16 protein-coding genes are annotated in these 14369 nt (G+C 58.3%); 12 read left to right on the top strand and 4 right to left on the bottom strand.

Annotation, left to right across the window (positions count from 1 at the left end; translation table 11 throughout):
* The first annotated feature begins 15 nt into the window (after positions 1-15).
* The 10 genes from pheA (at position 16) to QMG15_RS08900 (ending at position 9979) form a co-directional block, all read left to right on the top strand.
* Positions 16-1116: a prephenate dehydratase gene (pheA, locus tag QMG15_RS08855; protein WP_281788306.1), complete on the top strand. Its 1101-nt coding sequence runs from the start codon at positions 16-18 to the stop codon at positions 1114-1116.
* The gene (locus QMG15_RS08860; RefSeq protein ID WP_281788307.1) at positions 1113-2012 is read left to right on the top strand and encodes a prephenate dehydrogenase/arogenate dehydrogenase family protein; all 900 of its coding nucleotides are present in this window, start codon (positions 1113-1115) and stop codon (positions 2010-2012) included. The genes pheA and QMG15_RS08860 overlap by 4 nt, the downstream gene beginning before the upstream one ends.
* Positions 2013-4001, top strand: a complete 1989-nt coding sequence (locus QMG15_RS08865; protein WP_281788308.1) for a bifunctional 3-phosphoshikimate 1-carboxyvinyltransferase/cytidylate kinase — start codon at positions 2013-2015, stop codon at positions 3999-4001.
* Positions 4002-4192: 191 nt separating this feature from the next.
* Positions 4193-5872 (top strand): 30S ribosomal protein S1, encoded by a 1680-nt coding sequence (gene rpsA / locus QMG15_RS08870; RefSeq protein ID WP_108357858.1) that lies wholly within the window; start codon positions 4193-4195, stop codon positions 5870-5872.
* Positions 5872-6189, top strand: coding sequence for an integration host factor subunit beta (locus QMG15_RS08875; RefSeq protein ID WP_108357859.1), 318 nt, complete (start codon positions 5872-5874; stop codon positions 6187-6189). Before rpsA ends, QMG15_RS08875 begins: the two co-directional genes overlap by 1 nt.
* A gap of 60 nt (positions 6190-6249) precedes the next feature.
* Positions 6250-6549: a lipopolysaccharide assembly protein LapA domain-containing protein gene (locus tag QMG15_RS08880; RefSeq protein WP_211308678.1), complete on the top strand. Its 300-nt coding sequence runs from the start codon at positions 6250-6252 to the stop codon at positions 6547-6549.
* A complete protein-coding gene (gene lapB, locus QMG15_RS08885; protein WP_281788309.1) occupies positions 6539-7690 on the top strand; it encodes a lipopolysaccharide assembly protein LapB in 1152 nt (383 codons plus the stop codon). The genes QMG15_RS08880 and lapB overlap by 11 nt, the downstream gene beginning before the upstream one ends.
* Entirely contained in the window at positions 7687-8619 is a 933-nt protein-coding gene (rfaE1, locus tag QMG15_RS08890) for a D-glycero-beta-D-manno-heptose-7-phosphate kinase (protein WP_108401666.1), read from the top strand. The genes lapB and rfaE1 overlap by 4 nt, the downstream gene beginning before the upstream one ends.
* Positions 8620-8645: 26 nt before the next feature.
* Positions 8646-9644: an ADP-glyceromanno-heptose 6-epimerase gene (rfaD, locus tag QMG15_RS08895; protein ID WP_281788310.1), complete on the top strand. Its 999-nt coding sequence runs from the start codon at positions 8646-8648 to the stop codon at positions 9642-9644.
* An 8-nt stretch (positions 9645-9652) separates the two neighbouring features.
* Positions 9653-9979, top strand: coding sequence for a helix-hairpin-helix domain-containing protein (locus tag QMG15_RS08900; protein ID WP_281788311.1), 327 nt, complete (start codon positions 9653-9655; stop codon positions 9977-9979).
* A 16-nt stretch (positions 9980-9995) separates the two neighbouring features.
* Here the strand turns inward: QMG15_RS08900 and QMG15_RS08905 are convergent, their stop codons facing one another.
* Genes QMG15_RS08905 through QMG15_RS08920 form a run of 4 tightly spaced genes read right to left on the bottom strand, consistent with a single transcriptional unit; the run spans position 9996 to position 12523 of the window.
* Entirely contained in the window at positions 9996-10241 is a 246-nt protein-coding gene (locus QMG15_RS08905; protein WP_281788312.1) for an oxidoreductase-like domain-containing protein, read from the bottom strand.
* Between the two features lie 28 nt (positions 10242-10269).
* Entirely contained in the window at positions 10270-11091 is an 822-nt protein-coding gene (locus QMG15_RS08910; protein ID WP_281788313.1) for a substrate-binding domain-containing protein, read from the bottom strand.
* Positions 11088-11789, bottom strand: a complete 702-nt coding sequence (locus QMG15_RS08915) for an ATP-binding cassette domain-containing protein (RefSeq protein ID WP_281788314.1) — start codon at positions 11787-11789, stop codon at positions 11088-11090. The genes QMG15_RS08910 and QMG15_RS08915 overlap by 4 nt, the downstream gene beginning before the upstream one ends.
* Positions 11786-12523, bottom strand: coding sequence for an ABC transporter permease (locus tag QMG15_RS08920; RefSeq protein ID WP_281788315.1), 738 nt, complete (start codon positions 12521-12523; stop codon positions 11786-11788). Before QMG15_RS08920 ends, QMG15_RS08915 begins: the two co-directional genes overlap by 4 nt.
* Positions 12524-12659: 136 nt before the next feature.
* Here QMG15_RS08920 and QMG15_RS08925 point away from each other — a divergent pair, with 136 nt between their 5' ends.
* On the top strand, positions 12660-13706 hold the full coding sequence (locus tag QMG15_RS08925; RefSeq protein ID WP_281790109.1) for a substrate-binding domain-containing protein: 1047 nt from the start codon (positions 12660-12662) through the stop codon (positions 13704-13706).
* A 117-nt stretch (positions 13707-13823) separates the two neighbouring features.
* Complete coding sequence (locus tag QMG15_RS08930) at positions 13824-14363, top strand: TRAP transporter small permease subunit (RefSeq protein ID WP_281788316.1); 540 nt, start codon at positions 13824-13826, stop codon at positions 14361-14363.
* Positions 14364-14369: the final 6 nt, after the last annotated feature.

Raw genomic sequence — 14369 nt, forward strand, 5'->3', positions numbered from 1 at the left:
CACAAGACGAAATACATGAGCCAACAACCCATCCAGTCTGACGCCCTTGGCGCTTTGCGCGTGCAAATCGATGCACTCGACCAACAGCTGCTGCAATTGGTCAACGACCGCGCCAAAGTGGCCGAACAAGTCGGTGAAATCAAACGCGCCGAAGGCTCGCCCTTCTTCCGTCCTGACCGCGTGGCACAAGTGATCGACAAGATCACCCAAGCCAACCCCGGCCCGTTGAAGAACGAGCACATTGCGTCCATCTGGCGCGAAATCATGTCGGCTTGTTTGGCCCTCGAAGCGCCACAGCGCGTGGCCGTGCTCGGCCCCCAAGGCACGTTTTGCGAGCAAGCTGCGATTGAGTTTTTCGGCAGCGCGGCCAACCTGATTTACTGCGCCAACTTCGACGAAGTCTTCCACGCCACCGCTGCGGGCACCGCCCAATACGGCGTGGTCGGCATGGAAAACTCCACCGAAGGCGTGGTGGCCCGCTCGCTCGATTTGTTCTTGCGCTCACCCGTGCATGTCGTGGGTGAAGTCAGCCTCTTGGTGCGTCACAACCTGATGCGCCAAAGTAATTCAGATGCGGGCATCGAAGTGGTGATGGGGCACCCTCAAGCGTTGGCTCAGTGCCAAGGCTGGCTGAGTCAACACTTGCCGCACGTCGAACGCCGTGCCGTGGCCAGCAACGCCGAAGGCGCGCGCTTGGCCGCAATCAACCCCGCGTGGGCTGCGTTGGCCAGCGAGCGTGCGGCCAGCCAGTTTGGCCTGCACATCGTGCATCACGCCATCCAAGACGAGGCCTACAACCGCACGCGTTTTGCCGTGATCGCGCTGCCGCAAACTTTGGCCACGCCCCCTGCGTCGGGCAACGACTGCACCAGCTTGGTGGTGTCGGTGCCTAACCGCCCAGGTGCCGTGCACGACTTATTAGTGCCACTCAAAAACAACGGTGTGTCCATGACGCGCTTTGAGTCGCGTCCCGCCAAATCAGGTCAGTGGGAGTACTACTTCTACATCGACATCCAAGGCCACATCAGTCAGCCCCATGTGGCGGCGGCGTTGCAAGAGCTGCAAGGCTTGTGCGCGTTTTACAAAGTCTTGGGTTCTTACCCCGTCTCAGAATGAAGTTTCAGCGGCTTGCCCTCATCGGCTGTGGCCTGATGGGCGGTTCGTTCGCGCTCGCCTTGCGCGAGGCTGGCTTGGTGCAAACCATCGTCGGCTTCAGCGCTTCCGACAAAACCCGCCAACGCGCGGTTGAACTCAAAGTCATCGACCAAGCCTGCGCCAGTGTGGCCGAAGCCGTGCAAGGCGCAGACCTTGTGCTGCTAGCCGTCCCCGTGGGCGCGATGCACAGCAGCTTTGCTGCCATGCACGATGTGTTGCAACCCAACACCTTGCTGATGGACGTGGGCTCCACCAAATGCGATGTGATTGCTGCCGCACAAGCCACCTTGGGCGAACGCCTGAGTTGCTTTGTGCCCGCCCACCCGATTGCGGGCAAAGAAGTGGCTGGCATCGAACACGCTGAACGCACGCTGTACCAAGAGCGCCGCACCATCCTCACGCCACTCCCCAAAACTGGCATCCATCGTTTGCAAGCCGCGCACGACGTGTGGACAGCGGTAGGCAGCCACGTGAGCACCATGACGCCCGAGGCGCATGACGCCACGTTTGCAGCCGTCAGCCACTTGCCACACATGCTGGCTTTTGCCGCCGTCAATGCGCTCATGGCGCAGCCGCAGGGTGCGGCCTTCTTGGACATGGCTGGGCCAGGGTTCAGAGACTTCTCACGCATCGCCGCCAGCGACGCATCGGTGTGGCGCGACATTTTGAGTGCCAACCATGCAGAGGTGCTCACCCAAGTGGCGCACTTTCGCACGGCACTTGACCACTTTGAAACCGCCTTGAAGCAAGGCGACACCGCAGCCTTGCAACACCTGATTCAACAAGCCAGCGATGTGCGCTCGGCTTGGACGCTGCAAGCGGGCAACGCTTGCAACACAGCTTCTGAAGACAAATAGATGTTCTCCACCGCCTTCCTCGACCTCCCCGCGCTGCAAGGCGCCTCTGGCACCGTCACCCTGCCCGGCTCTAAAAGCATTTCGAACCGCGTGTTGTTGCTCTCGGCGTTGTGCCAAGGCACCACCGTGGTCCACGACCTGCTCGACTCCGACGACACCCGCGTGATGCTGGCTGCGCTTCGCCAACTCGGCTGCGGCGTCGACGTGCAAGGCACCACCGTGACCATCACCGGTCTGGGCGGACGCACATGGCCCACCGAGGCCATCGAATTTTTCATGGGCAACGCTGGCACGGCCATGCGCCCACTCACGGCAGCGCTGGCAGTTCAAGGGGGCGACTTCACGCTCAAGGGCGTGCCCCGCATGCACGAGCGCCCCATCGGCGATTTGGTGGACGCCCTGCGCGAACTGGGCTGCGCCATCGATTACCTTGGCAACGAGGGCTACCCGCCCCTGCACATCGGCAACCCAGCACTGCAACTGGACAAGCCCATCCCCGTGCGTGGCGATGTGTCGAGCCAATTTCTGACCGCCTTGCTGATGGCACTGCCGCTGGCAGCGCAGAACCGCGCCATCACCATCGAGGTGGTGGGCGAACTCATCAGCAAGCCCTACATCGAGATCACCTTGAACCTGCTGGCACGCTACGGCATCGCCGTCGAGCGCCAGGGCTGGGAGCGTTTTGTCATTCCGGCAGGCAGTCGCTACCAGTCGCCGGGCACGATTCACGTCGAAGCGGATGCTTCTTCAGCCAGCTACTTCATCGCGTTGGGTGCCATCGCTGAGGGTGACGGCATCCGCATTCAAGGCGTGGGCGCAGACTCCATTCAAGGTGACATCCGCTTCATGGACGCCGCCGCGCAAATGGGCGCAAAGATCACCAGCGGCCCCAATTGGCTCGAAATCAAGCGTGGCGCTTGGCCGCTCAAAGGCATCACCCTTGACTGCAACCACATCCCCGATGCGGCCATGACCTTGGCCGTCATGGCGCTGTATGCCGACGGCCCCACCACGCTGCGCAACATCGCCAGCTGGCGTGTGAAAGAAACCGACCGCATCGTCGCCATAGCCACCGAATGCCGCAAGCTCGGGGCGACTGTGGAAGAAGGCCCGGACTGGATCACGGTTTACCCGCTCCCATCCAAAGAATGGAAAGCCGCCAGCATCCACACCTATGACGACCACCGCGTCGCCATGTGTTTCTCGCTCGCCGCGTTCAATGCCGACCAAGTGCCGGTTCGCATCGAAGACCCCAAGTGCGTGGCTAAAACATTCCCCGATTACTTTGAGGCTTTGTTTTCGGTGGCACATGCCAAACCCCAAGACATCCCGGTCATTTGCATCGATGGCCCCACCGCCTCGGGCAAGGGCACCTTGGCCAGCCGTGTGGCACAGGCCTTGGGCTACCACTACCTCGATTCAGGTGCGCTCTACCGCGTCACCGCCTATGCCGCCCTGAAAGCAGGCCTCACGCTTGAAGCCGCCGACGAAGTCCGCATTGCCGACCTCGCCCGCACCCTGCCCGTGCGCTTTGAAGGCGACACCGTGTGGTTAGGGTCAGAAGACGTGAGCGACGCCATCCGTACCGAGCAAGCGGGCATGAATGCTTCTAAAGTGTCTGTTTTATCTGCTGTGCGTACTGCTTTGGTGGCTTTGCAGCACAGCTTTCAGCGCCTGCCCGGCCTCTTGGCCGATGGGCGTGACATGGGCACCGTCATCTTCCCTGATGCGCCTTTGAAGGTGTTTTTGACCGCCAGCGCCGCGCAGCGCGCGGAGCGTCGTCATAAGCAATTGATTTCAAAGGGTATTTCGACTACACTCGACAGTCTTCGCGCCGATTTAGAGGCACGCGACGCACGCGATTCATCGCGCAGCGTGGCACCCTTGAAAGCGGCACAAGATGCTTTCCAACTCGACAACTCTTCGCTCTCTATCGAAGCTTCGGTAGACCAAGTGTTGACGTGGTGGCAAGCAAAGCAACCCTTTTGATAGAGCTGCAAAGTTCTTTGAAAGGGCTGCGCCCTTGGCCCGTTTGGCTCCTCTCGCGCTGCATTGGCGCACTGGCCCAACGGATCTAAAACTTAACCCGTGGCTCACGCCACACACCACCGCTTATCGCAGGCCTCATGTGGCGCAGCAATCGTGCTGCCCTCTTTCCCGTGATAAGACAAAGGAAATAAATGTCTGAATCTTTTGCCGCCCTATTTGAAGAATCCCTGAAGCGCTCCGAAATGCGCACAGGTGAAGTGATCACCGCTGAAGTGGTTCGTATCGAACACAACCACGTCGTCGTGAACGCTGGCCTCAAGTCCGAAGCTTATGTGCCAATCGAAGAATTCAAAAACGACAAGGGCGAGCTCGAAGTCCAAGCGGGTGACTTCGTGTCAGTTGCGATCGGTAGCGTTGAAAACGGCTACGGCGACACCATTTTGAGCCGCGACACTGCCAAGCGTTTGGCATCGTGGATGAGCTTGGAAAAAGCTCTGGAATCTGGCGAATTTGTCACTGGCACGACCAGCGGCAAAGTCAAGGGTGGCTTGACCGTGTTGGTCAACGGCATCCGCGCCTTCTTGCCTGGTTCATTGATCGACACACGTCCGATCAAAGACTTGTCTCCTTACGAGAACAAGACCATGGAATTCAAGGTCATCAAGCTCGACCGCAAGCGCAACAACGTCGTGTTGTCACGCCGCGCTGTGGTGGAAGCTTCGATGGGCGAAGAGCGCGCCAAGTTGATGGAGACTTTGAAAGAAGGCTCTATCGTCAACGGCGTGGTCAAGAACATCACCGAATACGGTGCATTCGTGGACTTGGGCGGCATCGACGGCCTGTTGCACATCACCGACATGGCATGGCGCCGCGTCCGTCACCCATCTGAGGTGGTCACTGCGGGTCAAGAAATCACGGCCAAGATCCTCAAGTTCGACACCGAGAAAAACCGCGTGTCTTTGGGCCTCAAGCAAATGGGCGACGATCCTTGGATGGGCGTCAACCGCCGCTACCCACAAAGCACTCGCTTGTTCGGCAAGATCACCAACATCGCCGACTACGGTGCGTTTGTGGAACTCGAACCCGGCATCGAAGGTTTGGTGCACGTGTCTGAAATGGACTGGACCAACAAGAACGTCGCTCCTTCCAAGATCGTGTCTTTGGGTGACGAAGTCGAAGTCATGGTCCTCGAGATCGACGAAGACAAGCGCCGCATCAGCTTGGGCATGAAGCAATGCAAAGCCAACCCATGGCAAGATTTCGCTCAAAACACCAAGCGCGGCGACCGCGTGAAGGGCCCGATCAAGTCGATCACCGACTTCGGCGTGTTCGTGGGCTTGGCTGCCGGCATCGACGGTTTGGTGCACTTGTCTGACTTGTCTTGGAACGAGACCGGCGAAAACGCCGTGCGCGAATACAAGAAGGGTCAAGAAGTTGAGGCTTTGGTCTTGGCTGTGGACGTGGACCGCGAGCGCATCAGCTTGGGTATCAAACAACTCGACTCAGACCCATTCACCACTTTCGTGTCGATCAACGACAAAGGCCAAACCGTTACCGGCAAGGTCAAGACTGTGGATGCCAAGGGCGCTGAAATCGACCTCGGCGAAGACATCGTCGGCTACTTGCGCGTCAGCGAAATTTCACGCGACCGCGTGGAAGATGCGAGCCACGTGTTGAAAGTCGGTGACGAAGTGACCGCTGTGGTGGTGAACGTGGATCGCAAGACCCGCAACATCCAGTTGTCTATCAAAGCCAAAGACGCTGTGGACCAACAAGAAGCCATGGCTTCCTTGTCACAACAGTCGAAGAGCGAAAACGCTGGCACCACCAGCCTGGGCGCTTTGTTGCGCGCTAAGCTCGACAACAACTGATGACCCGTTCAGACCTGGTCGAAGAGCTGGCTGCCCGCTTTGGGCAGCTCACGCACCGCGACGCCGAGTTCGCTGTCAAGACGCTTCTTGACGCGATGAGCGACGCGCTGGTGCGCGGGCACCGCATTGAGTTGCGGGGCTTTGGCAGTTTTTCGATCAACCGTCGCCCGCCTCGCATGGGACGCAACCCGCGTTCCGGCGAAAGCGTGGCGATTCCTGAAAAACGCGTGCCCCATTTCAAGCCGGGCAAAGCCCTGCGCGAAGCAGTGGACACACGCACCCAGGAATTGTTGGCGGGGTCTGCACCCAAAGGTTAAGTTCGATGTGATTTCAAGGAGCCGCAAGGCTAAAATGATCCTCGTCACAGAGGAGCTAACTTGAAAAACCTCATGTGGCTGCTTCAGTTGTTACTGAAAGCAGCCATTTTTTTTACCCTGTTCGCTTTTGCGCTGAACAACCAACACGATGCCGTGGTCCATTTCTTTTTTGGCACCACGTGGAACGCGCCGTTGGTGTTGGTGTTGCTGACCGTCTTCGTCATGGGCGTGGCGGTGGGCGTGATTGGCATGGTGCCGCGCTGGTGGAAGCACCGACGCTTGGCCAAATTGGCCACACCGTCGACACCCGACAACACGCCTTCAGCCACCTCTTCTGCGGACCCCACACATGGAATTTGACCTCAGCTGGATTTTGCTGGGCTTGCCCCTCGCCTTCATCTTGGGCTGGGTGGCCTCGCGCATGGACTTGCGCCAGCTGCGCCTTGAAAACCGTCAAACTCCCAAAGCGTATTTCAAAGGCTTGAACCACTTGCTCAACGAGCAGCAAGACCAAGCCATCGACGCGTTCATCGAGGCCGTGCAACACGACCCCGACACGTCTGAACTTCACTTTGCATTGGGCAATCTGTTTCGCCGCCGCGGCGAATACGAGCGTGCCGTGCGCGTGCACCAGCACTTGCTGTCACGAGGTGACTTAAGCCAAGCTGATCATGACCGCGCCCAACACGCCCTTGCCTTGGATTACCTCAAGGCAGGTTTGCTCGACCGCGCAGAAGACGCCCTGACCAAACTCGAAGGCACGGCCCACCAAGCACAAGCGCACTTGGCCTTGCTGAGCATTTACGAGCGCTCACGTGATTGGGCCAAAGCCTCTGTAATTGCCAAGAAATTGGGCAACAGCGGCCAAGGCAGTTTTCAAGGTCGCTTGGCGCATTACCTGTGCGAAGAGGCTGAAAGCCTTGACGTGACGCAACACGCCGCCCAAGTGATCGTCTTGTTGAAACAAGCCACTGACGCAGCGCCACAAAATGCACGTGCGCGCATCGCGTTGGCCAAAGCGTTCGAACAAACTGACCGCGCATCCGAAGCCTATGCCACGCTGGAAAGCTTGGCCGAGCAAGTGCCCTCGTCCTTGCCCTTGGTGGCACCCAAACTCGCGGCCTTGGCTCAAACCTTGAACTGCATGCCCAAGGCCTTGGCTTTGCTGGAAACCAGCTACGCCAAAACCGCCTCGCTGGATGTACTCAACGCCATCGTCACGCTGCGCCGTGCGCAAGGCGAAACCAATACCGGCGGTCTGTTTGCCAAACACTTGGAGCGCGAACCTTCGTTGGTTGCTGCCACGCAGTGGATTGCCAACGAAAAATTCGAACATGAAGAATTTCACCCGCAGGTGCAACGTGCGCTGGAGCGTGCAGCCAAACCACTGCAACGTTACCGTTGCGCGGCTTGCGGTTTTGAAGCCACCCAACACTTTTGGCAATGTCCTGGCTGCCAAGCCTGGGACAGCTACCCCGCTCGACGCGTGGAGGAACTATGACCACCATCACCAAACAACAACTCAGCCAAGCCCACGTCCTGGTCGTCGGCGATGTGATGCTCGACCGCTATTGGTATGGCGCGGTTGACCGCATCAGCCCCGAAGCCCCCGTGCCTGTCGTGCGCATCACGCGCGAAGAAAATCGCTTGGGCGGTTGCGCCAACGTGGCTTACAACGTGGTGAGTGTGGGTGCCAAAGCCTCGCTCCTGTCTGTCGTGGGCGACGATGACGCCAGCCACTTGCTGGAAGACTTAGTCGCCAAGACAGGCATTGCGCCGCATTTGGGCCGTGACAGCCTGCTCAAAACCACCGTCAAGCTGCGCGTGATTGGCCGTCAACAACAACTGCTGCGCGTGGACTTTGAGAACACGCCACAAAACGAAGTGCTGGCCTCGCAGACCGACCAATTTCTACAACTGCTGCCCGCCCACAACGTGGTGCTGTTCTCCGACTACGGCAAAGGTGGCTTGGCCCATGTGTCGCAAATGATTGCAGCGGCCCGCGCCGCTGGCAAAGCCGTGCTGATTGACCCCAAAGGCAGCGACTACTCGCGTTACGCAGGCGCGACCTGCATCACACCCAACCGCGCCGAACTGGAACAGGTCATTGGTAAGTGGGCCAGCGAGGCCGAGCTGAAGCAAAAAGCCCACGCCCTGCGCCAAGAACTCAAGCTCGACGCCCTGCTGCTCACCCGCAGCGAAGAAGGCATGACTTTGTTTGACGCACAAGGCGAGTTGAGCGTATCAGCCCAAGCGCGCGAAGTGTTTGATGTGACGGGCGCGGGCGACACCGTGATTGCCACGCTCGCTACCTTGGTCGCTGCGGGTCTAAGCCTGCGCGATGCCATGCCGTTGGCCAACAAGGCGGGCGGCGTGGTGGTGGGCAAGTTTGGTACAGCCACCGTCAGCTACGAAGAATTGATGGCCTAAACAGCCCTAGTGAATCAGGAGAATTTATGAAAATCGTCGTCACAGGCGCCGCTGGTTTTATCGGCAGCAACATCATCAAGGGCCTGAACGCCCGCGGCATCAACAACATCATTGCGGTCGACGACCTCACTGAAGGTGACAAGTTTCGCAACATCGCTGACTTAAAGATTGCCGACTACCTCGACAAAGACGTGTTCTATGAACTCTTTGCAGAAAACGCCTTCGGTAAAGTTGAAGCCGTGTTCCACGAAGGCGCTTGCAGCGACACCATGGAGAGTGACGGCAAGTACATGATGGACAACAACTACACCCTGTCGTGTGGTTTGTTCAACGCCTGCCAACAAAGCGGCACACGTTTGCTCTACGCCTCATCCGCTGCCACCTACGGCGGCAGCGACACCTTTGTGGAGTCGCCCGAGTACGAACTGCCACTCAATGTGTACGGCTACTCGAAGTTGTTGTTTGACCAACGCATGCGCTTGGAGTGCAACAACAACTTCAAGAAGTTCAAGCGCCAAGTGGTGGGCTTTCGCTACTTCAATGTGTACGGCCCGCGCGAGCAACACAAAGGCCGCATGGCCAGCGTGGCGTTTCACCAGTTCAACCAATTCAATGCTGAAGGCAAAGTGAAGTTGTTTGGCGAATACGGCGGCTACGCCCAAGGTGCGCAAATGCGCGACTTCGTGTTCATCGACGACGTGGTGGCCGTGAACCTGTGGTTCTTGGACAACCCAGATAAATCTGGCATCTTCAACCTCGGCTCTGGCCGCGCACAGCCGTTCAACGATGTGGCCTTGTCGGTGGTCAACGCGATGCGCGCCAAAAAAGGGGAAGCCGCTCTTGATTTGGCAGGTGCTGCCAAAGCGGGCTTGATTGAATACGTGCCCTTCCCCGATGCGCTGCGTGGCAAATACCAGTGCTACACACAGGCAGACCTGACCAACCTGCGTGCCAGCGGCTGCGACCACCAGTTTGCCGATGTGCAAAGCGGTGTCACGCAATACATGGCGACACTGAGCAAGTAAACGACCCCATGAACACTTTGCCCAACAACTTCAGCGTGGGCTCAATGTTCAAAATATGTCAACACGGCATGGGGCTAGGTTTACTGGCCTTGTTGCTTGCCAGCAGTTCAGCGTTCGCCCTCGACATCAACCAAGCCAACGAGGCTGAGCTGGACAGCATCAAAGGCATGGGGCCCGCGCTCAGTGCCAAAGTGCTCAAAGCTCGCGCCCAAGGACCTTTCAAAGACTGGCCTGACCTGATGCAACGTGTCTCAGGCATTCGCCAAAACAAAGCTCCGCAGTTTTCAAAACAAGGCTTGACCGTCAATGGTCAGGCGTTCCAAGCCAAGCCCTGAGCAACGCGCTTCGCCGTCAATCGGATGGCGCGTGTGCTGCATGCAAAGCGGCCAACGCATCTTCGCGCCAGAACGTAGCCGCCGCAAAGAACCCTTCCCACACACAGCCGTTGCAGCCGCGTCCACAGCACGTGGTGGGCTCAGGCGGTGGTGTGCGCAAGCTCACACCACATTGCGAGGCGAGCGCTTGCGCCTTCGCGAACAAGGCCTGCGTACTTGGGCCATCGCTCAAAGGCATGTCGGCTAAAGATTCGATGCTCATGCCCGAATCCTAGCCGCATGGCACACGCTTATTTGTTGGCGTTCGGGAAGAACAGTTGTTCGCCGCCGATTTTGTAGGCACTGATGGCGATTTGGCCTGCTGGCGAGACCACCCAGTCCACAAACTTCTGCGCCAAGTCAGCCTTGACATGGGGGTGCTTGGCGGGGTTGACCACCATCACACCATATTGGTTGAACAAGCGGTTGTCGCCCTCTACCAAGACTTGCAAGTCTTGGCGGTTTTTGAAGTTCAACCAGGTGCCGCGGTCGGTCAGCGCATACGCACCGGTGGATGAGGCAATGTTCAAAGCCGGGCCCATGCCGCAACCGCACTCTTTGTAGCCAGCACCTTTGTTGTCTAAGCCTGCGACTTTCCAGTAACGCAACTCAGCCGCATGAGTGCCGCTCTTGTCGCCACGCGACACAAAACCGGCTTGCGTCGTCGCCACCTTTTGCAAGGCCGAGACGATGTCTTTGCCGCGCACTTTGGCAGGGTCATTGGTAGGGCCCACCAACACAAAGTCGTTGTACATCACGGGGTAACGTTTGACGCCAAAACCTTCAGCCACAAACTTTTCTTCGGCCGCTTGGTCATGCACAAACAGCACGTCCGCATCACCGCGACGACCCGTATCCAAGGCTTGGCCCGTGCCCAAAGCCACCACTTTGATGTCAATGCCCGAGGCTTGTTTGAACGCTGGCAACACATGCGAGAACAAACCTGATTGCTCGGTGGATGTGGTGGAGGCCATGACGATGCTGGGAGCTTGCGCCTGCGCAACGTTGCTGCCCACAGTCAAAGCCAGCGCCAGCAAACTGGTCCACGAGAACAACTGTGTGCGACGTGTCATCCCAACTCCCCTTTTAAAAACAAATGCGCCTCGGGATGACTGTCACCCAAAGGTCGATTGAAAAACGCATCCACAGGCAGGTCAGCCAACACGCGACCCGCCTCCAAATAAATCACGCGGGTGGCCAAGCGTTTGACTTGGCCCAAGTTGTGGCTACTGAACAGCAGGCTCACCTGGGAGGTCGCCACCCACTCGGCCAACAAACGCTCGACCTCGCGTTTGGCATGGGGGTCTAGGCTGGAGGTAGGTTCGTCTAGCAACACAAAATTGGGCTGCAAAGCCCATGCACGGGCCAACGCCAAGCGTTGCTGTTGTCCACCGGACAACGTGCGCGCTGAACGCTCAGCCATGTCTTGCAAGCCCACACGCTCTAACGCCTGCATGGCTCGCACATGCGCGTCACGCCAAGGCGTGCCTTGCAACCACAAACCCCACACCACAAAGCGCAGCACCGAACTGCGCAACATGTGCGGGCGCTGAAACACCATGGCTTGGTTGACACCACGCGCCACCGACACGTGTCCTTGCGACACCTTGAGCAAACCATGCGCCACACGCAGCAGCGTGCTTTTTCCGCTGCCGTTCGCACCCACCAAAGCCACGCGTTCGCCCGCTTGCATAGACACGTTGACGCCCTGCAAAGCCAAATGCGCCCCGAACTGCACCGACACATCGCGAAGACTCAAGGCCGCGCTCATACCAACACCCCTTGCACAGGGTCCGTGCCAGAACCATCCATGCGTTGTCGCCAACGACGCAAGGCCGAAATACACACATTCAGCAACAGCACCACGCTCATCAACACGAGCCCTAGTGCGAGGGCCAAGGGCAAATCGCCCTTGCTGGTTTCCAGTGCAATGGCGGTGGTCATCACCCGCGTGAAGCCCTCGATATTGCCGCCCACCACCATCACCGCACCCACTTCAGAAATGGCACGGCCAAAAGCGGCAATCAACACCGTGAGCAAGGCGTAGCGCTCGTCCCAAGCCAGCAGCACGCTGCGCAGCCAAGGCTTGGCCCCCAAAGACTGCAGCTGTTCGCCGTGGTTGCGCTCGGCGTCTTCCACACATTGGCGCGTCAGCGCCGTCACCACAGGCAGCACCAACACCGCTTGTGCCAGCACCATGGCCTTGAGGCTGAACAACCAGCCCAAGCCCCCCAACGGACCTGTGCGCGAAAGTAGCAAATACACCAGCAAGCCCACCACCACCGAGGGCAGCGCCAGCAGGGTGTTCAACACGGTCAACAGCACATCACGCCCGGCAAACCGAGCCACGCCCAGCCAAGCGCCCAGCACCACGCCCAAACTGCACGCCACGGCGGTCGCCAGCACGCTCACCCACAGGGAGCGGCCTACGATGGACCAGAGCAAGGGGTCAAGTTCGGTGAGTAAGTGAAGCGCCGTCAGGGTGGTATCGGTGAACGTGGTCATAAAAGAATAAAAACTTCAGTTATCGTAGTCAGCTACCTAAAACCCCACAATATGTCCTGTTGTGCATAGCGTTCACCTTCACTACACCCTCAGCCACCGCAACGACGCCGAAAGTCATGTCAGTCCAGAGGCGACATTGCTCAGCCATCCGCTCATGGCCTTGTTGAAGGCCGTGGCAGAGCAAGGGTCTATTTTAGCAGCCGCACGACAAATGGATTTGTCTTACCGACATGTGTGGGGTGAACTCAAACGCTGGGAAGAAGTGCTGGGCCACGAACTCATCATTTGGGAAAAAGGCCAATCGGCCCGCTTGACCGAGTTTGGCGACAAGCTCATGTGGGCTGAGCGCCTCACCCAAGCCCGCTTGGCCCCGCAGCTCGCAGCGCTGCGGGCCGACCTGGAGCGCACCTTTGCCGTGGCGTTTGACCCCGAGGCCCATGTGCTCACGCTCTATGCCAGCCACGACGATGCGCTGCCCCGGTTGCGGGAACAAGCTGCCAGCTCGGGCTTGCACCTAGACATTCGCTTTTGCGGCAGCGTGGACGCCATTCGCGCTCTGAACGAAGGGCGCTGCACGTTGGCAGGGTTTCACACCCAAGTGCAACCCCACCAAGATTCACACACCGCCCAGGCTTACCGCGATTTGTTGCAACCGGGTTTGCACAAAATCATTGGCTTTGCCACACGCACCCAAGGTCTCATCACCGCCAGCGGCAATCCCAAACAGCTCCACAATTTGACTGACGTGGCCCGCAGCCGAGCCATTTTTGTGCAGCGCAGCCCCGGCACCGGCACCCGCGTGTTGTTAGACGATTTGCTGGCCAAAGACCAGCTCACCAATGCCGATTTGAACAACTGGCCAGATGAAGAGCCCTCACACACGGCCTTGGCCGAGGCCATAGCGTCCGGCCGCTGCGATGTAGGCCTAGGCATCGAAAGCACGGCCCGCGCACGCGGCCTCGGTTTTGTGCCTTTGGTGCAGGAGCAGTTTCATTTGGTATGCCTCAAATCGGCCCTCGACACGCCCGCCACGCAAGCCCTGCGGGACTTGCTGCAAGACGCAACATGGCACAAAGCACTCAACACCCTCCCCGGCTACCAAGCCCAAGACAGCGGCCAAGTGCAATCACTGCGCCAACAACTGCCTTGGTGGACCTTTAAACGGGCAAAGAAAACTAGTTAATACCCTGTGTTTGACCTGAACTAATTTCAAGCGTCTCCTGAAAACTTCAACTCAGCAAAGACATGCCAAGCGTTTGTCTTGGTACCATCACGGGTTGGCAAAAAATGGAGGCACTCAGTGTCAAAACTTCTTAAATTTGCATTAGGCGTTGACCGCATCAGTGAACAGTTTGGTCACTTGGCGGCATTCGGCGTATTGGCAGCCGCTGTCATCTCGGCAGGCAATGCATTCATCCGCTACGGCTTTGACATCAGCTCAAACGGCTGGCTCGAAATTCAGTGGTACTTGTTCGCCGCCACAGTCATGTTGGGTGCGCCCTTGGTGCTCAAACTCAACGAACACGTGCGCGTGGACTTGTTCTACGGCAAGCTCAAACACAACGCTCCCGTTTACGTGGACTTGTTTGGTTTGGTGGTGTTTTTGCTGCCCGTGATGGCCATGTTGGCTTGGTTGAGCTTTCCCTTGTTTCTCAAGATGCTCGTCACCAACGAAATGTCTAGCAACGCAGGCGGCCTGATTCGCTGGCCCGCCATGCTCCTTCTTCCCTTGGGTTTTGCTTGGATGTTCCTGCAAGGTTTGAGTGAAATCATCAAGCGCGTGGCTTACTTGCAAGGCAAGTTTGAAATGGACACGCACTACGAAAAGCCAGTGCAATAAGGACTC

Source organism: Limnohabitans sp. INBF002, assembly GCF_027924905.1.
Taxonomy (GTDB): domain Bacteria; phylum Pseudomonadota; class Gammaproteobacteria; order Burkholderiales; family Burkholderiaceae_C; genus Limnohabitans.